The organism is Amycolatopsis deserti, from assembly GCF_014653945.1.
Lineage (GTDB): Bacteria > Actinomycetota > Actinomycetes > Mycobacteriales > Pseudonocardiaceae > Amycolatopsis_E > Amycolatopsis_E deserti.
On sequence record NZ_BNAU01000001.1, the window covers coordinates 575,866 to 600,337 of the forward strand.

The following is a 24,472-nucleotide window of genomic DNA, read 5'->3' on the forward strand; positions in this document are numbered from 1 at the left end:
GCGCTGAAGGAATCCCCTACCCGGGGCCGCAGAACCACCAATTCCGCGCGGTGTGCCCGGCTGCCTACCGTCGCAAGGACAACCCGCGACGAGGAGGAGGCGCGATGGTGCACACCCCGGAGGGCGTCGGGTTCGGCGACGTCCTCGCCGAGCTCGCGCGGCGGCGGCAGGAGTTCCGCGAGCAGCGCTACGTGCCGAAGGACTTCGTCGACCGGCTCAAGCGGATCGGCATCTACCGCGCGGCGACGCCGAGCAAGTTCGGCGGGCAGCCGCTGCCGCCGGCCGAATTCCTGGACGCCGTCGAACGGATTTCGGTGGTCGACGGCTCCACCGGCTGGGTCGCCAGTTTCGGCTCCGCCCAGATCTACCTGGCCGCACTACCGCTGGAAACCCAGGCCGAGCTGTACCGCGACGGCCCGGACGTGGCGTTCGCGGGCGCGTTGTTCCCGATGCAGCGCGCCGCGGCCACCGAACGCGGTTACCTGGTCGACGGGCACTGGAAGTTCGCCAGCGGCTGCATGGGCGCCGACGTGATCGGGGTCGGGCTGCCCGGCGACGAGGACTCCGGCGGCAAGCCGCGCACCGCCGTGCTGCGGCCGGACCAGGTCGAGATCGTGCAGGACTGGGACGTGGTCGGCATGCGGGCCACCGGGTCGTTCGACATCGTGGTGCGCGGGGTCGAGGTGCCGCGCGAGTGGACGTTCATCCGCGGCGGCGCGCCGACCGTGGACGAGCCGCTCTACCACTACCCGACGATCGCCTACGCCTCCCAGGTCCTCGCCGTGGTCGGCGCGGGCGTGGCGCGCGCGGCGCTGGACCACGCCAAGCAGGCCGGCGGCGGCTACACCGGCGTCACCGGCGCCCCGAAACTCGCCGACCGGGCCTACTACCGCACCGAGGTCGCCCGCGCCGAGGCCGAGCTGTGCTCGGCCCGCGCCTGGTTCTACGACCTCAGCGACCAGGTGTGGCAGCACGTGCTGCGCGGCGACCCCGCCACCGACGAGCACAACGCCCGGCTGCGCCTGGCCGCCGCGCACCTGGCCCGGGTGTCCTCGGCGGTGGTGGACCGGCTCGTGGAGATCTCCGGCACCGCCCCGATCTACACCGGGCACCCGCTGCGGGACCTCGCCGGCGACGCCGTGGTGCCCAAGCAGCACGCCTTCCTCGGTCCGGCCATCTTCGACTCGGCCGGCGCCGTCCTGATGGGACTGTCACCCACCAGTCCCGGTTTCCGCTGACCCGACCACCCCCGACGAGGAGGACCGAGATGAGCGCACCCCCGCTGCGCGTGCTGTTCTGCATCGGCATCAACCAGAACTTCTTCGACCTGCCCGCCGACGGCATCACGCCCGGCCACGTGTGGCAGGCGTTCGTGTCCATGATGGACGGCATCAAGGCGTTGCCGGGTGTGGACTTCATCGGCGACATCGACGACGACGCGCACATGGTCGGCCCCTCCGACGGCTGGCCGTGGACCGCCTACCTGCTCGCCGACGTGGACACGGTCGACACCGTCAAGGCCGCCTGCAACCTGTTCCGCACCACCCCGGTGGGCGACGGCGACGCGAAGCTGTGGCGCTTCGCCAAGGTCGAAGCCCGCATCGGCCGCGCGCTGACGGTGCGCGACGACGTCGAGCTGCCCGGCTGAGGAGAGGACACCATGACCGACGACATCTTCGCCGAGGCGCCCGCGGACCTCGTCCAGCCGGACCGGGTCGCCGGCCGCCTCTACACCGACCCGGCGATCTTCGAGCAGGAGATGACGAAGATCTTCGAGCGCACCTGGGTGTGGGTCGCGCACGAGAGCGAGCTGCCCAAGCCCGGCACCTTCAAGTCCACCTACGTGGGCCGTCAGCCGGTGATCGTCTCGCGGGACCGCAAGGGCAACCTGCACACGCTCCTCAACCGCTGCCGCCACCGCGGCGCCAGCCTCTGCGAAAAGCCGCGCGGGCAGGCCAACGGCTTCACCTGCCCGTACCACGCCTGGTCCTACGGCCTGGACGGCACGCTGCGCGGCATCCCCTACCCGGACGGCTACGAGGGCGTGGTGGACAAGAAGGACCTGTCGCTGCGCAAGCTGCGCACGGAGTCCTACGGCGGCATGGTGTTCGCCACCTTCGCCGGCGACATCGAGCCGCTGGCGGACTTCCTCGGCGACGCCAAGCTGTGGCTGGACCGGTTCATGAAGCAGGGCGGCGGCTATCCGGTCAAGGTGCTGGGCCGCCACCAGTTCCGGTTCCGCGGCAACTGGAAGATCCAGCTGGAGAACACCACCGACGGCTACCACTTCCCGATCGTGCACCGCTCGTGGATGGCGTCGGTGGACGCCGAGACCGCTGACATGATGTCGTTCATGACCGACCCGGCGGCGATCACGCACGCGCTGGGCAACGGTCACAGCGTCATGCAGATGGTGCCGGAGCACTCCGACCTCGACGCCGACGACGGCACCGAACCGCTGCAGGCCCGCTTCGACCACGTCGTGGCCGAGCTGTCCAAGACCCTGGACGACGGGCAGGTGCGCAAGCTGGTCCGCGCCATGCACGGCACCGGGTTCAACCTGAACCTGTTCCCGAACGTGTCGATGTCGGCGGCGTTCTTCCGCGTCCTGCGGCCGATCGCGGTGGACGAGACCCTGATCGAGCACATCGCGATCGGCCCGGACGGCCCGCCCGAGCTGGACGTGGTCAACCGCGAGCGGATGCGCATCCACGAGCACTTCCAGGGCCCGTTCGGGTTCGGCACCCCGGACGACGCCGAGGGCTGGGACCGCGTGCAGCGCGGCGCCCAGGCCGCGCCGGAGATGCCGATCCTGGTCAACCGCGGCCTTGGCCGGGAGAAGGACGACGAGCACGGCTGGCCGACCTCCCACGTGACCGACGAGGCCGGCATGCGCGCCGCGTACTCCCAGTGGAAGCAGATGATGAGCGATGACTGAGGCGACGATCGTCCCGGCGACCGACACGCGCGTCACCCGCGCGATCGAGCTGATCTGGCGCGAAGCCGAACTGCTCGACCGCAAGGACTACCTGGTGTGGCAGGAGCTCTACACGCCCGACGCGTACTACGTCGTGCCGATCGATCCGGACACCGAGGACTTCGCCGGCTCGCTCAACATGATCTACGACGACGCGCGCATGCGCCAGGCGCGCGTGGCCCGGATGACCGAGGGGTACGCCCTGGCCGCCGTCGACGCCGCCCGCACGGTCCGCACGGTGTCCCGGTTCGTGCCGGAGTCCGTTTCGGACGAGGAGGTGGTGCTGCGCTCGGCGCAGGTGCTGATCGCGTTCAAGCGCGGACGGCACGACATCTGGGCCGCCGACGTGCGCCACCGCATCCGGCTGTCCGACGAGGGCGACCGCATCGCCGAGAAGGTCGTGCGGCTGGTGGACAGCGAGGACGCCGTGCCGGCCGCGGGGTTCCTGCTGTGAGCGCGCAGACCGCGGTGGTCACCGGCGGCGCCCACGGGCTCGGTGAGGCGATCGTGCGACGCCTGCACGCCGAGGGCTTCCGCGTCGCGATCGCCGACCTCGACGGGACCGCCGCCGAGGCGCTGGCGAAGGAACTCGGCGCGGCGAAGGGGTACGCGGTCGACGTCGCCGACCCGGCCGCCCTGACGGGACTGCTGTCCGGCGTGCTGGCCGACTTCGGGTCGGTGCACGTGCTGGTCAACAACGCCGCCCGCACCCAGGCGAAGAAGCTGATGGACATCACCGCCGAGGAGCTGGACGCGGTCCTGAAGGTCAACCTCGGCGGCACGTTCCACGCCTGCCAGATCTTCGGCGCGCACTTCGCCGCGCGGGGCTACGGCCGGATCGTGAACATGGCGTCGCTGGCCGGGCAGAACGGCGGCACCGCGACCGGCGGGCACTACGCGTCGTCCAAGGGCGCGATCCTGTCCGCCACCAAGGTGTTCGCCCGCGAACTGGCGCCGCACGGGGTCACCGTCAACGCGGTGTCGCCCGGCCCGCAGGACAGCCCGGCGGTGCGGTCCATTGTGGACGACCTGGACGGGTTCGTGCGGACCATCCCGGTCGGCCGGCTCGGCGACCCGGCGTTCGTCGCCCGGATGGTCGCCCTGCTCGCTTCGCCCGAAGCCGCCTCGGTCACCGGCGCCTGCTGGGACGCCAACGGCGGCCTCTACCTGCGCTGACCCCGAGGGAGGGACGATGACGAGAACCGTGGTCCGCGTCGCGGAGGTCAGGCAGGAGGCCGCCGGGATCCGCGCCCTGCGCCTGGTCCGCGACGACGGCGCCCCGCTGGGACCGTACGAGGCCGGCGCGCACGTCGACGTCGTCGGCCCGACCGGCCTGGTGCGGCAGTACTCGCTGTGCTCGCCGCCGCACGAGCCTTCGTCGCTGCTGATCGCGGTGAAGAAGGAGGCCGCCTCACGCGGTGGTTCCGCAGCGCTGCACACGGTTCAGGCCGGGGACACGCTGGAGATCGGCGAGCCGCGCAACCTGCTGCGGATCGCCGACGCCGCCCGCCATGTCCTGGTGGCCGGTGGCGTCGGCGTGACCCCGCTGCTGAGCCTGGCCTACGAGCTGGACCGCCGGGGTGCGGAGTTCGAGCTGCACTACTTCGCGCGGGCCCGGGAGCAGGCCGCGTTCGCCGACCTGGTCGCTGCCGAGTTCGGTGCCCGGCTGCATTTCGGCGTGCCGCGCGCCGAGCAGCCGACGCTGCTCAAGGAGGTCGCGGCTGATCTGCCCCCGGACGCACGCGTCTACACGTGCGGGCCGGAGGGGTTCATGGCGCAGGTCGGCGCGGTGTTCGCGCCCGTCGTCGGTGCGGAGCGGGTGCACGTCGAGCACTTCGTGGCCGCGGAGATCGACACCAGCGGGGACCGCCCGTTCACCGTGGAGCTGGACACCGGCGAGGTGTTCGCGGTGCCCGCGGACAAGTCGATCCTCACCGTGCTGGGCGAGAACGGCATCGAGGTGTTCTCCTCGTGCGAGGAGGGCATCTGCGGCTCGTGCGTGTCCGGGGTGCTGGAGGGCGAGCCGGACCACCGGGACAATTGCCTGTCGGCGGCCGACCGGGCGGCCGGGGACCAGATGGCGCTGTGCGTCTCCCGCGCGAAAACCCCCCGGTTGAAGATCGAGCTGTACTGATTCGCTGCCGGAGCAGCTGCGAGGACGCCAACCGGCGGGGCGCGCCGGTTGGCGTTCACTCGGCAGATCAGCCCAGGGCGGCCCGGGCCGCGCGGGCGATCCCGTCCGCGTCGAGGCCGTAGTGCCGGTACAGGTGGGTCGGCGGTCCGATGAGCGCGTACTCGTCCCGGAGCCCGTGCCGCACCACCCGCGCCGGGAGGCCCTGTTCGGCGACGACCTCGGCGACCGCGCCGCCGAGCCCGCCCAGGATGCTGTGCTCCTCGACGGTCAGGATCACGCCGGACCGGGCGGCCGCCTTCGCCACCGCGTCGGCGTCGAGCGGCTTGACGGTGTGCATGTCCAGCACGCCGGCCGAAATCCCCTCGGCGCTCAGCGCCGCCGCCGCGGACAGGGCGGGGTGCACCATCGATCCGGTGGCGATGATCGTCAGATCGCCGCCGGCCGAGTGCTCGATCGCCCGCCCGATGGTGAACTCCCGGTCGCCGCGGTCGTAGACGTCGGGATCCTGTCCGCGCCCGATCCGGAAGTAGATCGGGCCCGGCCAGGTGGTGGCCGCCCGCAGCGCGGACCGCAGCTGCGCCGCGTCGGCCGGGGCGATCACGGTCAGGCCCGCGATGCTGCGGGTGATGGCGAGGTCCTCGGTGGCGTGGTGCGAGGTGCCGTAGTAGCCCAGGGTGATGCCGGCGTGGTGGCCGATCAGCCGGACCGGGAGCTTGGTGTAGGCCACGTCCGTGCGGATCTGCTCGCACGCGAGCAGGGCCAGGAACGAGGCGAAGGTCGCCACGTGCGGCTGCCAGCCGGTGGTGGCCAGGCCCGCGGCGGTGGACACCATGTGCTGCTCGGAGATGCCGAACTGGACGTAGCGGTCCGGGTGGCGGTCCTGGAAGCGGACCAGGCCGTTGGAGTACTTCAGGTCCGCGGTGCCGGCGACGATCGGATGTCCCTCGTCCACCAGATCGCCGAGGGTGTCGGCCAGGGCGTGCAGGCCCGGGGCGCGGTCCAGCAGGGTCAGCAGGTGCCAGGATTCGGGCTGCAGCCCGGGTGCGACGCTCATCGGCCCCTCCGCAGTTCCTCGATCGCGTTGCGCTCGTCCTGCTCGGCGAGCCAGCCCAGGTGCCAGCCGAACTCGGCTTCCATGTAGGAGATGCCCTTGCCCTTCACGGTGTCGGCGATGATCACGACGGGAGTGGTGCGGGTGGTGTCCGCGACGACCTCGCGCAGCAAGCCGAGCAGCGCGGCCACGTCGTGCCCGTCGACCCGGTGGGCCTGCCAGCCGAAGGCGCGCCACTTGTCTTCGAGCGGCTCGATCCCGGTGACGGTGTCGATCCGGCCGTCGAGGGAGTGGTCGTTGCGGTCGACGATCGCGATCAGGTTGGACACCCGGTGGTGGGCCGCCCCGAGCGCCGCCTCCCAGATCTGCCCCTCGTGCAGCTCGCCGTCGCCGAGCAGGACGAAGACGTTCGAGTCGTAGCCCCGCATCCGGGTGCCCAGTGCGATCCCGGTGCCGGTGGACAGCGCGTGGCCCAGTGATCCGCTGCTGAAGTCGATGCCGGGGATCCGGGTCATGTCCGGGTGATCGCCGAAGGCGTTGCCCAGCCGGGTGTAGTCGTCCAGCTCGCGCGGGTCGAAGAACCCCCAGTCGGCCAGCAGCGGGTACAGCGTCGCCGCGGCGTGGCCCTTGCCGAACAGGAAGCGGTCGCGCTCGGGCCAGTCCGGCTCGCCGCGCCGCAGCCGCATGACGCCGTAGTAGAGCGTGGCGAGGATTTCCGCGCAGGAGAAGCCGGAGGCGTAGTGACCGGTCTTGGCGATGGAGATCAGCCGGACGGTTTCCAGGCGGGCGTGCAGCGCGCGCTCGCTGATCGTGTCGATGAGGTCCGCGAGCCCGGGCCGCGGATCGTGGTTGACGACTGTCATGAGACGGCAAAGTACCGTCTGTCGGGCACGCTGTCCATAGAACGAGAATCCTTTCTGATGGTCGTCGTGTCCGCAGAGCGGTAAGATTCCGTGGTGGCGAATGACGGAAGCGTGATGCTGGTGCGCAAGGTGGCGCAGGTGCTCGACCACCTCGCGCAGGGAGAAGCGACGGCGGCGGAACTGGCCGAGGCGCTGGGGGAGCCGCGCAGCTCGGTCTACCGGCTGCTGTCCAGCCTGCAGGCCGAGGGCCTGGTGGAGCACGGATCCCGGCGCGGGCAGTTCCGGCTGGGGTTCAAGCTGCTCACCCTGGGTACCGCGGTGGTCGCCAGGTTCGACGAGCGCGAGTTCGCGCAACCGGTCCTGGAACGGCTGCACGACCTGACCGGGGAAACGGTCTTCCTCTGCGTCCGCCGGGGGGACACCGCGGTGTGCATCGAACGGCTCGCCGGCAAGCGGGTCCAGTCGCTGGCGCTGCAGCTCGGCGGATCGCTGCCGCTGCACGCCGGCGCGGCCTCCCGTGCCCTCCTGGCGTTCGCGCCGGAGACCGAATGGGAGGCCTACCTCGAGCGCAACGTGCCGTTGTCGCGGTTCACCGGGTCCACGCCGTCCGAGCCCGGCACGCTGCGCAAGCTGCTGCGGCAGGCCCGGGAGGAGGGGTTCGCGCTGAGCGACCAGGACGTCACGGTCGGCGTGGCGGCGATCGGGGTGCCGGTCGTGGACTACCGGGGTGAGGTCCGCGCCGCGGTGTCGATCAGCGGCGTGCGCGAGTCGATCCTCGGCGAGGACTTCCCCCGCTGGCGCGACCTGCTGCTCGACGCGGGCCGTGAAGTGTCCCGCGCGCTGGGCTCGGAACTCGCGGGCAAGAACATCGCGCGGTTCGACTGACGCCGTCTTCCCGGCCGCAGGCGGAGCCAGAATTCTCACCCACTAGACGAGTCGTCCTTTGTATGAGAACGTGTCTCCCAGTGCGGGGCGCTCCAGCCCCTGCCTGACGGCTGAGGGAGGCCAGTCATGGTCGACGGTGACCTGTCCGGTCGGGTCGTGGTCATCACCGGCGCGGGCGGCGGCATCGGGCTCGCCTGCGCCCGGCGCGTGCTGGACGCGGGCGCCGTGGTCGTGGGGGCCGACCTGCAGACCACGCAGCTCGAAGAGCTCGCCGGCCCGGACCGGGTGCGGGCCGTGCGCGCCGACCTGCGCGCACCCGGCGCGGCGGAGGAGATCATCGCGGCCGCGCTGGACGGGTTCGGACGCGTCGACGTGCTGGTGAACAACGCCGGAGTCGCCCCGGTGCGGGACGGTTTCCTCGGCATCACCGACGCCGACTGGGCCGCGACACTCGAGCTGAACCTCATGGGCTACGTCCGGGCGGCCCGCGCCGCGGTGGCGGCGATGCGTGACGCCGGCTCGGGCGCGCTCGTCCACATCGCCTCCGAAGCGGCGCGCATGCCCAACCCCCGGCTGCCGGACTACAGCGTCTCCAAGGCCGCCGTGCTGATGCTGTCCAAGGTGCTCGCCGCCGAGTTCGCGCCGTTCGGCATCCGGTCCAATGTGGTCTCCCCGGCGTTCGTCCGGTCACCCATCTACGACCGTCCCGGTGGTCTCGCCGACAGTCTCGCCGACGAGTTCGGTGTGGACCGCGAGACCGCGCTGCGGCGCTACGTCGAGCTCAACGGCATTCCGCTCGGCCGGCTCGGCACCGTCGGCGAGGTCGCCGAGATGGTGGCGTTCCTGGCCTCCGACCGCGCGGGTTTCGTGACCGGCGCGAACTTCTGCGTCGACGGCGGCGTGACCCCGGTCGTCTGACGCTCCAGCCGATCCGGGCAGGGGTGCCTGCCCTTTTCCGCGAACAGACAAGGAATCGACGATGATCCATCGCATGCTGCCCTCGGGCCGGCCGCTGCGCCGCTTCGGCGCGCTGGCCGCGGCCGGGCTCACGGTCCTCGCCGCACTCGCCGGCTGTGCCTCCGGCGCCGGTTCCGGCGCGGGCGGTCTCACCGTCGGCGTGACGCTCAACGCCGCGTCCAACCCGTTCTTCCTCGCCGAGGGCAAGGCGATCGAGGAGGCGGCCGGCCCCGGGGTGCGCGTCACCGTCCAGTACGCCAACGCCGATGTGGCGACCCAGAGCAACCAGATCGACGCGTTCATCCGCCAGCGCGTGGGCTCCATCGTCGTCGACGCGGTCGACTCGGACGGGATCGGGCCCGCGGTGCTGCGCGCCGAGCAGGCCGGCATCCCGGTGGTCGCCATCGACGTCACCGCCGCGGGCGCCGACGCCACCGTCGCCAGCGACAACGTGCAGGCGGGCCGCGACGCCTGCGCCTACCTGGCCGAGCAGCTCGGCGGCCGGGCGAAGATCGCGATCGTGGACGGGTCGGCGGTGTCGGCCATCGCCGATCGCATGACCGGCTGCCGTCAGGCGCTCGCGCAGGCGCCCGGGATCGAGGTCGTCGCCACCCAGCGCGCCGACCTGACCCGCGACAAGAGCATGACCGTGGCGAGCAACATCCTCACGGCCCACCCCGATGTCGCCGGGTTCTTCGGCGTCAACGACCCGACCGCGATCGGGATCGCGCTCGCCGCTCAGCAGAAGGGCGCCCGCGTGAAGGTCGTGGGCGTGGACGGCGCCCGGCAGCTGACCGACCTGTTCGGCGAGGGCCTGATCATCGGCACCTCGGGGCAGGACCCGGCGAAGCTCGGGCGCACCGGCCTCGACCTGGCCACCCGCCTGGCGCGCAAGGAGCAGGTGCCCTCCGCGCCGGTGCTGATCCCCACCGTGCTGGTCACGCCGCAGACGCTCGGCGCCTACCCGAGCTGGGGCTGACATGGCAGTCAACCACGACACAGCCGACACAGCCGACACAGCCGATGACGCCGTGGTGCGGCTGGACGAGGTCACCAAGTCCTTCGCGGGCAACCCGGTGCTGCGCGGTGTCTCGCTCGGCCTGACGCCCGGCGAGGTGCACGTGCTGGCCGGGGAGAACGGGGCGGGCAAGTCGACGCTGATCAAGGTGCTGACCGGCATCCACGCCCCGGACAGCGGGCGCGTCCTGGTCGACGGCGCGCCGGTGACGTTCGCCGGTCCCGGTGACGCCCGGCAGCGCGGACTCACCGTCGTGCACCAGGAACTGAGCCTCGTGCCGGAGCTGACCGTCGCCGAGAACATCGTGCTCGGCCGGGAGCCGCGGCGGCGCGGCGGACGGTTCGACCGCGGGCAGGCCCGGGCACGGGCCGCCGACGCGCTGGCCCGGGTCGGTGCGTCGCTCGACCCGGACGCCCGCGTGGCCGAGCTGGGCACCGGGCAGCAGCAGCTGGTCGAGATCGCCCGGGCGCTGGCCGACCGTCCGCGGGTGCTGGTACTCGACGAGCCCACCGCCGCGCTGTCCGACGAGGAGGCCAAGGCGCTGCTGGGCATCGTCGAGGAACTGCGCGACGCCGGTCTCGGCCTGCTCTACATCAGCCACCGGATGGCCGAGATCGACCGGATCGCCGACCGCGTCACGGTCCTGCGTGACGGCCGGGTGGCCGACACCATGTCCCGCACCGGGATGAGCGAGGACCGGATCGTCACCTCCATGGTCGGGCGGCCCGTCGCCAACCTCTACCAGCACGGTGAGCGGCGCCCCTCGGCGCAGGTGCGCCTGCGGGTGGAGCGGATCAGATCGCGGGACGTGCGCGAGTGCTCGTTCGAGGTGCGGGCCGGTGAAGTGGTCGGGTTCGCCGGCATCGTCGGCGCCGGCCGCAGCGAGCTGTGCCGCCTGATCGCCGGGTTCGACCGGAGCGACGGAGGCGTCGTCACGGTGGACGGCCGGCCGGTCGACACCGCGCGGCCCGCGTCCGCCGCGTCGGCGGGCATCGTGATGCTGCCGGAAAGCCGCAAGAGCCAGGGCCTGTTCCCGGCGATGTCGGTGGCGGACAACGTGTGCACCGGCACCCGGCTGGGCCGTCGCCCGCTGGGACGGACCTCGGCGGGTGCCCGCAGGTCCGCCGCGCGCTCCTACGCCGACCGGATGCGGATCAAGGCGGCCGGCCTGGACCAGCGCGTCGCCGAACTGTCCGGCGGCAACCAGCAGAAGGTCCTGCTCGCCCGGTGCCTGGCCCGCCGCCCCGCGGTGCTCATCCTCGACGAGCCCACGCGCGGCGTCGACATCGGCGCGAAGGCCGACATCTACGCCCTGGTCAACGAGGTCGCCGCCCGCGGCGTCGCCGTCGTGCTCATCTCCTCCGAACTGCCCGAGGTCCTCGGCCTGGCCGACCGCGTCCTGGTGATGAGCGGCCGGTCGATCGTCGCCGAGCTGTCCGGCGCGGCGATGACGGAGGAAGAGGTCATCCGGCACGCGACCGGCTCGGCGAACGCACCCGCCGAACTCACACAGAGGTGATCCGATGGAAACCACGTCACTGACCGAAGCCGTCCGGCTGGACCGGCCGGAGAGGCGGCGCGGGCCGCGCGGACGCGGCAGCGTGACCGACTGGCTCGGCGTGCTGTCCGCGTTGCTGGTGCTGGTCGTCGTGTTCGCGATCGCGGCCCCGTTCTTCTTCACCGTGCCCAACCTGCTGGACATCGCCCGGCAGATCGCGGTCACCGCGATCCTCGGCGCGGGCCTGACCTTCGTCATCATCACCGCGGGCATCGACCTGTCGGTCGGCTCGGCCGTCGGCGTCACCGCGTTCGTGGCGGTTTCCCTGTCGCTGCAGGGTTTTCCGGCACTGGTCGCGCTCCCGGTGGCGCTGGCGGCCGGCGTGGCCGTCGGCCTGGTCAACGGGGCGCTCGTGGCCGGTCTCGGGCTGGCCCCGTTCATCGTGACCCTGGCCGCGCTCACCTACCTGCGGGGCGTGACCTACGTGGGCACCGACGGGACCACGCTGTTCTCCACCGAGCTGAGCTACGCGACGCTCGGCAGCGGGGTGGTGCTGGGCGTCCCGACGCCGGTGCTGGTCATGGTCGCGGTGTTCGCGATCGGCGGCTACCTGCTCAACCGCACGGTGTTCGGCCGGTGGGTGTTCGCCGTCGGCGGCAACCCGGAGGCGGCGCGGCTGGCCGGGATCCCGGTCCGGCGCGTGCTCGTGTGGGTGTACGTCCTGTCCGGACTGTGCGCGGCGATCGGTGGCGTGATCGCCTCGGCCCGCCTGCAGAGCTCGGTGCCCGATCTGGGCAGCGGCTACGAGCTGTCCGCCATCGCGGCCGTGGTGCTCGGCGGCACCTCGCTGATGGGCGGGCGCGGCTCGCTGACCGGGACCTTCCTCGGCGCCGCGATCATGGGTGTGCTGGTCAACGGCATGACCCTGCTCGACGTGTCGTCGTTCTACCAGCAGATCATCCAGGGGGCCGTCATCGTCGTCGCCGTCGCACTGGACCGCCTGCGGTCCCGCCGGACCGGAGCAGGCCCGGCATGAGCCCGATCCACACAACCACGGGGAGAGAACAACAGTGACCACTCGGACCACACTCGTCGTCGGCGCGCACGGCGTGATCGGCGGAGCGGTGGCGCAGCGGCTGCGCGACCACGACCGGCGGGTGGCGACCCTGGCGCGCCGCGGCCCGGTGACGCTCCCCGACGGCAGCGTGATCGACGACCACGTGCGGGTCGACCTGCTCGACCCCGCGGCCACCACCGCCGCGCTGGCGGACCGGGCGGACATCACGGACGTGGTGTTCGCCGCCTACGTCGAGCGCGAAACCATGGCGGCCACCGTCGGCCCGAACGTCGCCATGCTGCGGAACCTCCTCGACGCGCTGCACGCGAGCGCGTCCACGGTGCGGCACGTCGTGCTCATCGGCGGGGGGAAGTCCTACGGCGAGCACCTCGGCCACTACAAGACCCCGGCCAAGGAGAGCGATCCGCGTTTCCTCGGGCCGATCTTCTACAACGACCAGGAAGATCTGTTGTGGGCGGACGCCGGCCGGGCGGGCTACACCTGGACGGTGCTGCGGCCGGACGGGGTGCTGGGGGTCAGCCTCGGCTCGCCGATGAACCTCGTCACCGGGCTGGCCGTGTTCGCCGCGGTCAGCAAGCACCAGGGGGTGCCGCTGCGGTTCCCCGGCACCCCGCAGGCGTGGACGGCGCTGCACCAGGCCACCGACGCGCGGATCGTCGCCGGCGCGGTCGAGTGGGCCCTGGACAGCCCGGCCGCCCGCGGTGAGGTCTTCAACGTCACCAACGGCGACCACTTCCGCTGGCAGCACCTGTGGCCCGACATCGCCGTGTCCTTCGGGATGCCCGCGGCCCCGCCGCAGCCGATGTCACTGGCCGAGCAGATGGCGGACAAGGACAGCACCTGGGACGAGCTGGTGGCCGAGCACGATCTGCGGCAGCTCCCGCTGTCCGCCGTGGCGGCGTGGCCGTTCATCGACGGCTGGCTCGCCAACGGCGCCGACATGGTGCAGAGCACCATCAAGATCCGCCGCGCCGGATTCATCGAATGCCTCGACACCCACGAGAGCTTCCTGGACAACCTCGACCGGATGCGCGCCCTGCGCCTGATCCCCTGACCGACCCTGAGGAGACGATGATGACGACGACCGACCCGGAGACGATCGCCGCGCGCTGGCTCGACGAGTTCGGCAACCTGCTGACCCACGGGTCCGATCTGTCGCCGCTGTTCGCGAGCGAGTGCTACTGGCGCGATCTGGTGGCGTTCACCGACGACATCCACACGGTGGCGGGGGACCGGGTGCCCGCGGAGCTGACCGCCCGCCAGCCGGTCGCGAAGGCGTCCGGATTCCGGGTCGCGGCCGGCCGCACGCCGCCGCGGTTCGTGGAGCGCAACGGGATCCGCGCGCTGGAGGCGATCTTCGAGTTCGAGGTCACCGCGGGCACCGGCGCCGGGGTCGTGCGGCTGGTCGAGGAACCCGGGCGCGGTCACGTGGCGCGGAACCTGCTGACCACGGTGGACCAGCTGGCCGGCTATCCGGAGCGGGTCGGCGAGAACCGGCCGGTCGGCCAGCGCGACTCGGCGAAGTTCGGGGGTCCGAACTGGCTCGACCGCCGGGAGGCGGCCCGCGCCTACGCCGATCACGATCCGGACGTCCTCATCGTGGGCGGCGGGCAGAGCGGGCTGGCGCTCGCCGCGCGACTGGGGCAGCTGGACGTCGACACGCTCGTGGTCGACACCCACGAGCGGCCCGGGGACAACTGGCGCAAGCGCTACCACGCGCTGACGCTGCACAACGCGGTCTGGCTCAACGACCTGCCGTACCTGCCGTTCCCGCCGACCTGGCCGGTGTTCGTGCCCAAGGACAAGCTGGCCGGCTGGTTCGAGTCCTACGTGGACGCGATGGAGATCAACTTCTGGGGTGGCACCACGTTCCAGGGGGCCGCCTACTCCGCCGAGAACGGCACCTGGGAGGCGCGCTTGCGGCGCGCGGACGGCAGCACGCGCGTGCTGCGCCCGAAGCACGTCGTGATCGCGACGGGCGTGAGCGGCCTGCCCTTCGTCCCGGACCTGCCCGGGCTCGGCGAGTTCGCCGGGGAGGTGCTGCACTCCAGCGCCTACCAGGACGGGGCCGACCACGCCGGCAAGCGCGTCATCGTCGTGGGCACCGGCAACAGCGGGCACGACGTGGCGCAGGACCTGCACGCCAACGGCGCGTCGGTCACGATGATCCAGCGCAGCCCCACGACCGTGGTCAGCATCGAACCGAGCGCCGCGCTGGCCGACGCCTCCTACCTGACCGCGCCGACGCTGGAGGACAGCGACCTGATCGGGCTGTCCGTGCCGTACCCGGACCTCGTGGTGGGCGCGAAGCAGCTCACCGCGCGGATGAAGGAGCTGGACCGCGACCTCGTCGAGGGGCTGAACCGGATCGGGTTCCGCACCGACTACGGCCACGACGAGACCGGGCAGCAGATGAAGTACATGCGCCGCGGCGGCGGGTACTACCTCAACGTCGGGTGCTCCGACCTGCTGATCTCCGGCGAGATCGGCCTGGTGCAGTGGGCGGAGGCGGACCGGTTCACCCGCGACGGCCTGCGCATGTCGGACGGTTCGGTGGTGGAGGCCGACCTCGTCGTGCTCGCCACCGGGTACCAGAGCCAGCAGGAAGGGTTGCGGCACCTGATGGGGGACGAGGTGGCCGACACCGTGGGACCGATCTGGGGCTACGACGACGAGGGCGAGGTCCGCAACATGTGGCGGCACACCGCCCAGCCCGGCCTGTGGTTCACCGCGGGCAACTTCCAGATGTGCCGGACCTACTCCAAGGTGCTCGCCTTCCAGCTGCGGCGCAGCCTCGACCAGGCCGGGTGAGCGGGGCGGCGGTCAGCTCCGGGCGGGCTCGGCCGTCGCGCCGGGCCAGTGCTGGCCGCGCGCCCACGAGTCCAGCACGATCAGGGTCTTCGTGCTGGTGATGCGGTGGCTGCGGCGCAGCTCGTCGACCGTGCGCTGCAGGTGCTGCAGGTCGCGCACCCGCAGCCACACCAGGGCGTCGGGGTCGCCGGCGATGGTGAACACCGCCTGCGCCTCCGGCATCCGGGTGGTGGTTTGCACGATCTCGTCCACGTTGGTGGTGCCGAAGAACCGCAGCTGGGTGAAGGCCTCCACACCCCAGCCGAGCTTCGCGTGATCGACCTGCACGGTGAACCCGGTGATCACGCCGGTCTCCTGCAGGCGGTCGACGCGGCGCTTCACCGCGGCCGTGGACAGCGTGACGCGAGAGGCGATGTCGGACAGCGTCCGCCGGGCGTCCTCCCGGAGCAGGGCCAGGATCTCCCGGTCGGTCGCGTCGATCAGTTCGTCGGCCATGCCCGCGGATCGTACGCAACAAATGCGAGCTGGAACACTGCACCGGCGAGAATCTTTGCGTGCTTCGCGGAGCCGGCCCGGTGGTTGTTGCGCGTGGCTGATGTCATTGGCTGAAGTGATCCACGTCCCAACCGGCGTGACGCGAAAGGCCCGGCATGACGACCTTCACCCTGGACGAGCGGTACGTGCGCGACTCGGGCACCGTCTACCTGACCGGCGTGCAGGCCCTGGTGCGGGTGGTGCTGGACCGTGTCCGGCACGACCGGCGGGCCGGGAACGACACGGCCGCGTTCGTGTCCGGGTACGAGGGCTCGCCGCTGGCCGGGTTCGACCTGGAGCTGGCGCGCCGGTCGAAGCTGCTGGACGAGCACGCGGTCGTGCACCGGCCCGGGCTCAACGAGGAGCTGGCCGCCACGTCGGTGATGGGCAGCCAGATGGCCGCGAACCTCGGCGCGCTGCGCACGGACGGCGTGACCGGGTGGTGGTACGGCAAGGCACCGGGCCTGGACCGGGCCACCGACGCCCTGAGACACGCCAACCTCGCCGGCACCCACCCGCGTGGCGGCGCGGTCGCGCTGGTCGGTGACGACCCGAACGCCAAGTCCTCGACCGTGCCGTGCGCCTCCGAGCACGCGCTGGCCGACCTGGCGATGCCGGTGTTCTTCCCGGCGGACTCGCAGGACGTCCTGGACCACGGGCGGCACGCCGTGGAGCTGTCCCGCGCCAGCGGGCTGTGGACCGCGATGAAGATCGTCGCCAACGTCGCCGACGCGGCGGGCACCGCGGAGGTGGACCCCGTGTGGGCCGCGCCGGCGCTGCCCGAGGGCGCCTACGGGCACCGGCCGAGCAGCCGCCTGCTCGGCCCGGAACTGGCCGCGCTGGAGCACAGCCTGCACCGGATCCGGCTGCCGCTCGCGCTGGAGTACGTCCGGGCCAGCGGCGTCAACCGGATCGTGCGGTCCGGGCCCGGGGACCGGGTCGGGATCGTCACCGCGGGCAAGTCCTATCTGGACCTGCGGCAGGCGTTGCGCACGCTCGGGCTCGACGAAGCCGACCTCGGCCGCTACGGCATCCGTCTGCTCAAGCTGGGCGTGATCCACCCGGTCGAGCCGGAGATCGTCACCGAGTTCGCGCGCGGCCTGGAGCAGATCGTGGTGGTGGAGGAGAAACGCGCGCTCGTCGAACCCGCCGTCAAGGAGATCCTCTACGGCCGCACCGGCGCGCCGCGGGTGCACGGCAAGACCGGCCCGGACGGGCGGACGCTGTTCACCGAGCTGGGCGAGCTGGACCCGGAGTCGATCGCGAAGGGGCTCGCCCGCCTGCTCGGCGACATCGAACCCGTGCGCGCGTGGCAGGGGCGGCGCCGGCGGGAGCGGATCGCGGTGCCCCTGCTGGCCCGCACGCCCTACTTCTGTTCGGGCTGCCCGCACAACTCCTCGACCAAGGTGCCCGAGGGCACGCTCGTGGGCGGTGGCATCGGCTGCCACACGATGGCCTTGTTCATGGAACCCGAGCACGTCGGCGACGTCGTCGGCATCACGCAGATGGGCGGCGAGGGCGCCCAGTGGATCGGGATGGCGCCGTTCGTGCAGGTGCGGCACCTGGTGCAGAACATCGGAGACGGCACGTTCACCCACTCCGGCAGCCTCGCCGTGCGGGCCGCGGTCGCGGCGGGCGTGAACATCACGTACAAGCTGCTGCACAACTCCGCGGTGGCGATGACCGGCGGGCAGGACGCGGTCGGCGCGCTGCCGCTGGACAAGCTCGCCGCGCTGCTGCTGTCCGAGGGCGCGGCCAAGGTCGTGATCACCTCCGACCAGCCGCGCAAGCTGCGGCGGCTGCGGTTCCCGCGCGGGGTCGAGGTGCGCTCGCGCGACGATCTGTTGCGCACGCAGGAGGAGCTGGCCGCGGTCCCGGGCGTCACCGTGCTGATCCACGACCAGGAGTGCGCGGCGGAGAAGCGGCGCAAGCGGCGGCGCGGCAAGCAGGAGACCCCGGCGACCAAGGTGTTCATCAACGAGCGGGTGTGCGAGGGCTGCGGCGACTGCGGGGTGAAGTCCAACTGCCTGTCCGTGCAGCCGCATGAGACCGAGTTCGGCCGCAAGACCCGCATCCACCAGGCGTCGTGCAACGTCGACTACTCGTGTCTGAAGGGCGACTGCCCGTCGTTCGTGACCGTGGTGCCCGGCCACCGGCCGCGGCGCCGCGAACTGCCGCCGCTGGACGCGACGGCCCTGCCCGACCCGGTGGCCGCGACCGGCGATGTGGCGGTGCGGATCACCGGTATCGGCGGCACCGGCGTGGTGACCGTCGCGCAGATCCTGGCCACCGCCGCGGTGCTCGACGGACGGCACGTGCGGACCCTCGACCAGACCGGGCTCGCGCAGAAGGGCGGCGCGGTGGTCTCCGACGTCAAGATCACCACCGCGCCGGTGGAGCAGGCGGCCAAACTCGCCGCGGGGGAGTGCGACCTGTACCTGGCCTGCGACCCGCTGGTGGCGGCCGACCCCGCGCACCTGGCCGTGGCCGACCCGGCTCGTACCGTCGCCGTGGTGTCCACTTCGGAGGTTCCGACCGGGCGGATGATCGTCGACACCGCCGTGTCCTTCCCGGACCAGCCGGCGATCCGGTCCGTGTTGGACGATGCCACCGCCCGCGGCCACTACCTGGACGCGCGCGCGGCGGCCGAGGCCCTGTTCGGGGACGACCAGTTCGCCAACATCCTCCAGCTGGGCGCGGCGTACCAGACCGGGGCGCTCAACGTCAGCGCCGAGGCCATCGAACGGGCCATCGAGATCAACGGCACCGCCGTGCCGGCCAACCTGCAGGCGTTCCGCCGGGGCCGGCAGCTGGTGGCCGACCCGGACGCGCTGTCCGCCGAGCTGGCTCCGCCGACGGCGCCCGAGGCGGTTGTCGCCGACCCGGCCGCGGTCGCCCGGGTGCGGTCGCTGGTCCGCACCGAGGGCGGTGAGCTGGCGCGGCTGCTCGACGTGCGGGTGCCGGACCTGATCGCCTACCAGGACGAGGCGTACGCGCGGAGCTACGCCGAGTTCGTCGAGCAGGTCCGTGCCCGCGCTGGGGATGGCCCGGTCACCCAGGCCGTCGCCCGGAACCTCTACAAGCTCATGGCGTACAAGGACGAGTACGAGGTCGCGCGGCTGTCGCTCGACCCGGCGCTGGCCGCCGAGATCCAGGCGCAGTTCGGGCCCGGTGCCCGCTACGCCTACCAGTTCCACCCGCCGGTGCTGCGGGCGCTGGGCCTGCAGCGCAAGATCGGGCTCGGCCCGTGGGCGCGGCCGGTGCTGCGGGCGCTGCGGGCCGGACGACGGCTGCGCGGCACCCGGTTCGACGTGTTCGGCTACGCCCGGGTGCGGCGCGTCGAACGGCAGCTGATCACCGACTACCGCTCTGCGATCACCCGCGCGCTGGCCGGCCAGGCGGCGGAGCCGGTGCTGCTGGAACTCGCCGGGCTGCCGGACGTGGTGCGCGGCTACGAGGACATCAAGCTCGCCGGGGTCGCCGAGTACCAGCGCCGCCAGGCGAAGCTGCTGGAGGAGATCGACCACGCGGGCACCGGCCGCACCCCGGTGGCCGGCGCCTGACCGGCTGACGGGCCGCGGGTGCGCCGCACGAGGCGTGGCGCGTCCCGGGGAAGCCGCGCGCCGATGGCGCACAGCACGGCCGCGGCCGCGCTGCGCACGCGCGTCCCACGCGGGTGCGCGTCGCACGTGGCCGCGCGTTGCACGTAGGTGCGAGGGAGCCGCGTGCGGGTGGTGTGCCCGGCGCCCGCCACATGTGGCGCGCTGTGCCAGCAGCGGCTCTCACCGCCCGTGTCAGGCGGGTTGGGCGAGGAAGTCGGCGACGAGGTGGCTCGCCTCGGGGCGGCACTCCTCGAAGTAGGCGTGCCGCGCTCCGGGGAACACGTGCACCCGCGCGCCCGGGATGCGCTCCGCCAGCAGGGTGGCGTTCACGGCGGGGGTGAGCTGGTCGTCCGCACCGTGGAGGACCAGCGTCGGGGCCGTGATGCGCGGCAGCGCGTCCCACGCGTCGTGCTCGTTGCTCGCCCGCAGGTGGTACTTGCGCGCGTGCGCGGGCATCGACGGGTCGCCCAGCGTGCGGTACGGGCCGGGGTGCGTGGTCCGCCAGCCGGGCGTGTACATCAGATCCGCCAGCGTCTCCGCGGCGTCCGGCCGCAGCAGCGCCCGCCGCACCTCCGCCGACCGTTCGACCGCGTGCCGCCCGCCCGGCGAGGCGCAGCCCAGCACCAGCCGGCCCACCCGCTCCGGGTGCCGGATCGCCAGCCACTGCGCCACCCGCCCGCCCATGGAGGTGCCGTACACGTCCGCCCGCTCGATACCCAGCCCGTCCAGGACCGCCACCACGTCGTCGGCGAACAGCTGGGTCGAGTAGGGCACGTCCGGCTTGCCGCTCGCCCCGGTGCCGCGGTAGTCCATCGTGATCGTGCTGTGGGCCGGGTGGAAATCGGCGCGGGTGGAGTCCCACCAGGTGTGGTCGTTGGCCTGGCCGGCCAGCAGCACGAGGGGGCGTCCCGTGCCCCGCCGCTGGACCGCGAGCGCGGTCCCGTCCGCCGCGATCACCTGGTCGGTCATGACTCCCCGTTCTCTCGTGGTGGCCCCAGTGTCTCACCGGACCGAGTGGAGTGACGCTCCTTGCGGCCGCTGTCACAGCTGTGGCGCGATCACAATGTCCGAAGAGGACGAAAGGGCGATGGGGGAGGGGGCCACCGCGCGGCGCCAGGGCAAGATGCCCTCGCTGGACGAGATCCGGCTCCGCTAGCGGCCTCCTCGCGGTCCCGTGTCATGCTGTCTGCCGGACAGCTGCCACGACCGAACGGATGCGAGTGTGACCGACCACGCCACCACCACCTTCGCCGACGTCACCCGGCTCGAGGAGATCTCGCCGGGCCGCTACCAGGCGCAGGCGCATCCGGACTGGACCATCGGCGGCAAGCCCAACGGCGGCTACCTGCTGGCGATTCTCGGGCGCGCCGCGACCCGCTCCGCCTCGCACCGGGACGTGCTGGCGGCCAGTGCGCACTACCTGCGTGCGCCGGATCCGGGCCCGGTGGAGGTGGGTGTGGAGGTGCTGCGGACCGGGCGCTCGGCGAGTCAGGTGCGGGCCCGGCTGACCCAGGGTGGCACGCCGTGCGTGGAGGCGATGTTCACGCTCGGCACGCTGGACGCGGAGTCCAAGCCGTACTGGAGTCAGGGCATGCCGGAGCCGGAGGGGCGCGAGTACGCCGACTGCGTGCCGGTCACCGGCCCGGCCGGGGGTGGTCCGGGGCCGGCGATCATGGACCAGGTGGATCTGCGCATCCAGCCGGAGGACCTCGGTTTCGGCCGGGGCGCTCCGAGCGGGGCGGGGGTGCTGCGCGGCTGGCTGGGCCTGCCCGGCGGCGCGGATTTCGACCCGTTGTCGCTGCTGTACGCGGTGGACGCGTTTCCGCCCGCGACGCTGGACATCGCGCTCACCGGCTGGGTGCCGACGCTGGAGCTGACCGCCTACGTGCGGGCGGTGCCGGCCCCCGGCCCGGTGCGGGTGCTGCACCAGGCGCGGCTGATCGAGGACAACCGCGTCGACGAGGTCTGTTTCGTGTGGGACAGTCGCGGCCGGCTGGTCGCGCAGGCGACCCAGCTGGCCGGGATCCGGCTGGACCCGCCGGCCTGAGCCGAGCGGCCGCCCGGCGGGCGCGGGTGTCGTAGTTCTGCACCGCCCTGACACGCCCGGAGCTACTCCTGGCGGGCCGGGGTGCGGCTGTCTTCCCGCAGGTCCTCGGCGCGCAACAGGGGAGCGCCCGCGGTTTCGCGGAGGGTGCACGCCGCCACCAGGCCGAGAACCGCCGCGGCCATCAGGTACGGGCCGGGCACCAGGGTGCTGCCGGTCGCCGAGATCAGCACCGTCATCAGGTAGGGCACGGTGCCGGCGAACAACGCCGCGGTCAGGTTGTAGGCGATCGACAGGCCGCCCTGGCGCGTGCGGGTCGGGAAGATCTCCGCCGACCACACCGCGTAGGTGCCGAGGATCGCGGCGAGGATGACGCCCAGGCCGAGCCCGGCGATCCAGGTCCCGGCCAGGCCGGTGCGCATCAGCAGGAACGCCGGCGTGGCGAGCACGAACAGCGCGACCCCGGCGCTGATCAGCACCGGCCGCCGTCCGACGCGGTCGGACAGCCGGCCGAACGCGGGCACCAGCAGCAGCCCGGCGAGCGAGATGACGGTGGACAGCAGGGCGGCGCTGCCCGCGGAGTGTCCGAGGTGGTCGGTTTCGTAGGTGACCAGATAGGTCAGCACCGCGTAGAACGGCACGTGCATCATCGTCATCAGCCCGGCGGCCTGCAGCAGCTGCTTCTTGTTGTGCCGGAACAGTTCCTTGACCGGGCTGCGCGGGATGTTGTCGGTGGCCTCGAGCGCCCGGTACTCGGGGGTGTCCTCGATCTTGGTGCGGATGACGAACCCGATGACGCCCAGCGGGGCGGCGATGAGGAACGGGATCCGCCAGCCCCACGCCGACAGCTGGTCGGTCGACAATCCGGTGGACAGCAGGAAGAACACGAACGATCCGGCGAGGAAGCCCAGCAGCGAGCCCACTTCCAGCCAGCTGACGCCGAACCCGCGGCGGCGGCGCGGCGCGTGCTCGGCGAGGAAGCTGGCCGCGCTGCCGAACTCGCCACCGGCGGCGAAACCCTGCACCAGCCGCAGCAGCACCAGCAGCAGCGGCGCGAAGATCCCGAGCGTCGAGTAGCCCGGCAGCAGTCCGATCGCGAGCGTGGCGCCGGACATCACGAAGATGACCAGCGACAGCGTGCGCTTGCGGCCGATGCGGTCGCCGAGCGGGCCGAACACCAGCGCGCCGACCGGGCGGATGCCGAAGGACACCGCGAACACCCCGAACACCGCGAGCAGGCCGGCGGTGCTGTTCTCGTCCGGGAAGAACACGTCGGCGATGGTGCTGGCGAGATAGGCGTAGGCGGCCCAGTCGAACCAGTGCACGAAGACGCCGACCGCGCCGGCCGCGACGCTGCGCCGCAGCGACGCGGGATCGGCGAGGGCCTCGGTGAGATCCTCGGCCGCGGGGGTGTTGCGGGTGGTCATGGTGCCTCCTCGGGTTCGCGGACGACGCTAAGCGCGGCCGAAGCATCGGACAAGAAGAAAGACATGGAGCATTGCATCGGAAAATCCGAAGCAGAGGCGGTGAGCTGCGGTGACACTTCGCTCCAACAGCGGGGAAACACAGTGTTCACAGTGGACGGCGGCGCGTCAGGCCACGCGCCTGCCGGTGAGCGCCTCGGGAGTGGTCAGCTCCCGCAGCTGTTCCTCGGTGAGCAGGGCCCGTTCCCGCACCACGTCCAGCGCCGGCCGGCCGGAGTGGTGGGCCTCGAGTGCGATGGCGCACGCCGTCTCGTAACCGAGGACGGGGCTGAGCGCGGTCACCAGCCCCGTGGAGGCGGCCACCAGGTCGGCCAGGCGCTCGCGGTGGGCGGTGATCCCGGCGACGCAGTGCCGGGTCAGCACCCCGATGCCGGCGGTGAGGTGGTCCAGCCCGGCGGTCAGGGCACGGGCGATGACCGGTTCGAAGGCGTTGAGCTGCAGCTGCCCGCCTTCCGCGGCGAGGGTGACGGTGACGTCGTGGCCGATGATCTCGAACGCGATCTGGTTGACCGCCTCGCAGATCACCGGGTTGACCTTGCCCGGCATGATCGACGAGCCGGCCTGCCGGGCGGGCAGCGTGATCTCACCGAACCCGGCCCGCGGACCGGACGACAGCAGCCGCAGGTCGTTGCAGATCTTGGACAGCTTGACCGCGACCCGTTTCAGCACCCCGGACAGCTGGACGAACACGCCCACGTCCTGGGTGGCCTCGATGAGATCGGGGGCGGAGACCAGCGTGGGGATCCCGGTCAGCACGCGCAGGTGCGCCACCGCCCGCTCGCGGTAGCCCGGCCGCGCGTTGAGGCCGGTGCCGATCGCGGTGCCGCCGAGGTTCAGCTCGTGCAGCAGCAGGCGCGCTTCGGCCAGGCGCTGCTCGTCCTCGGCGAGCGTGGCCGCGAACGCCCCGAACTCCTGGCCGAGCGTCATCGGCACGGCGTCCTGCAGCTGGGTGCGGCCCATCTTGAGCACGTCGGCGAACTCCGCGGCCTTGGCGCCGAAGGCTTCCCGCAGCCCGGCGAGCGCGGTGAGCAGTTCGGCGAGGTGCTCGTCGAGGGCGAGCTTGACCGCGGTCGGGTACACGTCGTTGGTGCTCTGCCCGAGGTTGACGTGGTCGAGCGGGTGCAGGAACCGGTAATCGCCGCGGCGGTGGCCGAGCATTTCCAGCGCCCGGTTGGCGATCACCTCGTTGGCGTTCATGTTCGTCGACGTCCCGGCGCCGCCCTGGATCAGGTCGACGACGAAGTGGTCGTGCAGCGCGCCGCCGCGGATCTCCGCGCACGCCGCCGCGATGGCCCGGGCCCTGGCCTCGTCGAGCGCGCCGACCTCGGCGTTGGCCGCGGCGGCGGCCTGTTTCACCGCCGCGAGCGCGGTGACCAGGTGTGGCCGGTCCGCCAGTGTTTCCCGCGTGATCGGGAAGTTGGTCAGCGCGCGGGCGGTGTGGGCGCCGTAGTAGGCGTCCGCGGGCACACTGATCTCGCCGAGCATGTCGTGCTCGATCCGCGGCTGGGACATCCTTGTCCTCCTGGATTCTCCGGA

General features: G+C 72.3%; 21 protein-coding genes. 15 read left to right on the forward strand and 6 right to left on the reverse strand.

Features of this window, described 5'->3' with window-relative positions:
- Positions 1–104 precede the first annotated feature (104 nt).
- Genes IE290_RS02805 through IE290_RS02830 form a run of 6 tightly spaced genes read left to right on the forward strand, consistent with a single transcriptional unit; the run spans position 105 to position 5,111 of the window.
- Complete coding sequence (locus IE290_RS02805) at positions 105–1,238, forward strand: acyl-CoA dehydrogenase family protein (RefSeq protein WP_191242899.1); 1,134 nt, start codon at positions 105–107, stop codon at positions 1,236–1,238.
- Between the two features lie 29 nt (positions 1,239–1,267).
- A complete protein-coding gene (locus IE290_RS02810) occupies positions 1,268–1,648 on the forward strand; it encodes a hypothetical protein (RefSeq protein ID WP_191242900.1) in 381 nt (126 codons plus the stop codon).
- Positions 1,649–1,660: 12 nt separating this feature from the next.
- Positions 1,661–2,938, forward strand: a complete 1,278-nt coding sequence (locus IE290_RS02815) for an aromatic ring-hydroxylating oxygenase subunit alpha (protein WP_191242901.1) — start codon at positions 1,661–1,663, stop codon at positions 2,936–2,938.
- Complete coding sequence (locus IE290_RS02820) at positions 2,931–3,431, forward strand: aromatic-ring-hydroxylating dioxygenase subunit beta (protein ID WP_191242902.1); 501 nt, start codon at positions 2,931–2,933, stop codon at positions 3,429–3,431. The genes IE290_RS02815 and IE290_RS02820 overlap by 8 nt, the downstream gene beginning before the upstream one ends.
- Positions 3,428–4,153, forward strand: a complete 726-nt coding sequence (locus tag IE290_RS02825) for an SDR family NAD(P)-dependent oxidoreductase (protein WP_191242903.1) — start codon at positions 3,428–3,430, stop codon at positions 4,151–4,153. Before IE290_RS02820 ends, IE290_RS02825 begins: the two co-directional genes overlap by 4 nt.
- A gap of 16 nt (positions 4,154–4,169) precedes the next feature.
- Positions 4,170–5,111, forward strand: coding sequence for a PDR/VanB family oxidoreductase (locus IE290_RS02830; RefSeq protein WP_191242904.1), 942 nt, complete (start codon positions 4,170–4,172; stop codon positions 5,109–5,111).
- Between the two features lie 67 nt (positions 5,112–5,178).
- Here IE290_RS02830 and IE290_RS02835 read toward each other — a convergent pair whose 3' ends face one another.
- Together IE290_RS02835 and IE290_RS02840 are read right to left on the reverse strand one after the other, a co-directional pair.
- Positions 5,179–6,165, reverse strand: coding sequence for a transketolase family protein (locus IE290_RS02835; RefSeq protein WP_191242905.1), 987 nt, complete (start codon positions 6,163–6,165; stop codon positions 5,179–5,181).
- Positions 6,162–7,025, reverse strand: coding sequence for a transketolase (locus tag IE290_RS02840; RefSeq protein WP_191242906.1), 864 nt, complete (start codon positions 7,023–7,025; stop codon positions 6,162–6,164). The genes IE290_RS02835 and IE290_RS02840 overlap by 4 nt, the downstream gene beginning before the upstream one ends.
- Positions 7,026–7,118: 93 nt before the next feature.
- Between IE290_RS02840 and IE290_RS02845 the strand changes: the two genes are divergently transcribed.
- From IE290_RS02845 to IE290_RS02875, 7 genes are all read left to right on the forward strand, one after another.
- Complete coding sequence (locus tag IE290_RS02845; protein ID WP_191242907.1) at positions 7,119–7,910, forward strand: IclR family transcriptional regulator; 792 nt, start codon at positions 7,119–7,121, stop codon at positions 7,908–7,910.
- 126 nt (positions 7,911–8,036) lie between these two features.
- Positions 8,037–8,828 (forward strand): SDR family NAD(P)-dependent oxidoreductase, encoded by a 792-nt coding sequence (locus IE290_RS02850; RefSeq protein WP_191242908.1) that lies wholly within the window; start codon positions 8,037–8,039, stop codon positions 8,826–8,828.
- 61 nt (positions 8,829–8,889) lie between these two features.
- Entirely contained in the window at positions 8,890–9,846 is a 957-nt protein-coding gene (locus IE290_RS02855) for a substrate-binding domain-containing protein (RefSeq protein WP_191242909.1), read from the forward strand.
- Position 9,847: 1 nt separating this feature from the next.
- Positions 9,848–11,404, forward strand: a complete 1,557-nt coding sequence (locus IE290_RS02860; RefSeq protein WP_191242910.1) for a sugar ABC transporter ATP-binding protein — start codon at positions 9,848–9,850, stop codon at positions 11,402–11,404.
- A gap of 4 nt (positions 11,405–11,408) precedes the next feature.
- The gene (locus tag IE290_RS02865) at positions 11,409–12,419 is read left to right on the forward strand and encodes an ABC transporter permease (protein ID WP_191242911.1); all 1,011 of its coding nucleotides are present in this window, start codon (positions 11,409–11,411) and stop codon (positions 12,417–12,419) included.
- Positions 12,420–12,453: 34 nt separating this feature from the next.
- Positions 12,454–13,515 carry an SDR family oxidoreductase gene (locus IE290_RS02870; RefSeq protein ID WP_191242912.1) on the forward strand — a complete coding sequence of 354 codons (1,062 nt, stop codon included), beginning with the start codon at positions 12,454–12,456 and terminating at the stop codon, positions 13,513–13,515.
- A gap of 20 nt (positions 13,516–13,535) precedes the next feature.
- The gene (locus tag IE290_RS02875; RefSeq protein ID WP_229874078.1) at positions 13,536–15,272 is read left to right on the forward strand and encodes a flavin-containing monooxygenase; all 1,737 of its coding nucleotides are present in this window, start codon (positions 13,536–13,538) and stop codon (positions 15,270–15,272) included.
- Positions 15,273–15,284: 12 nt separating this feature from the next.
- Here IE290_RS02875 and IE290_RS02880 read toward each other — a convergent pair whose 3' ends face one another.
- Positions 15,285–15,767: an Lrp/AsnC family transcriptional regulator gene (locus IE290_RS02880; RefSeq protein ID WP_191242914.1), complete on the reverse strand. Its 483-nt coding sequence runs from the start codon at positions 15,765–15,767 to the stop codon at positions 15,285–15,287.
- A gap of 155 nt (positions 15,768–15,922) precedes the next feature.
- Here IE290_RS02880 and IE290_RS02885 point away from each other — a divergent pair, with 155 nt between their 5' ends.
- Entirely contained in the window at positions 15,923–19,369 is a 3,447-nt protein-coding gene (locus tag IE290_RS02885; RefSeq protein ID WP_191242915.1) for an indolepyruvate ferredoxin oxidoreductase family protein, read from the forward strand.
- 231 nt (positions 19,370–19,600) lie between these two features.
- Here the strand turns inward: IE290_RS02885 and IE290_RS02890 are convergent, their stop codons facing one another.
- Entirely contained in the window at positions 19,601–20,377 is a 777-nt protein-coding gene (locus IE290_RS02890) for an alpha/beta fold hydrolase (protein ID WP_191242916.1), read from the reverse strand.
- A gap of 253 nt (positions 20,378–20,630) precedes the next feature.
- Here IE290_RS02890 and IE290_RS02895 point away from each other — a divergent pair, with 253 nt between their 5' ends.
- Complete coding sequence (locus tag IE290_RS02895; protein ID WP_191242917.1) at positions 20,631–21,455, forward strand: thioesterase family protein; 825 nt, start codon at positions 20,631–20,633, stop codon at positions 21,453–21,455.
- A gap of 62 nt (positions 21,456–21,517) precedes the next feature.
- On the opposite strand, the gene IE290_RS02900 is transcribed toward IE290_RS02895, so the two are convergent.
- Both IE290_RS02900 and IE290_RS02905 read right to left on the reverse strand, forming a co-directional pair.
- Complete coding sequence (locus IE290_RS02900; RefSeq protein WP_191242918.1) at positions 21,518–22,879, reverse strand: MFS transporter; 1,362 nt, start codon at positions 22,877–22,879, stop codon at positions 21,518–21,520.
- Between the two features lie 165 nt (positions 22,880–23,044).
- Positions 23,045–24,448: an aspartate ammonia-lyase gene (locus IE290_RS02905; RefSeq protein WP_191242919.1), complete on the reverse strand. Its 1,404-nt coding sequence runs from the start codon at positions 24,446–24,448 to the stop codon at positions 23,045–23,047.
- Positions 24,449–24,472 lie beyond the last annotated feature (24 nt).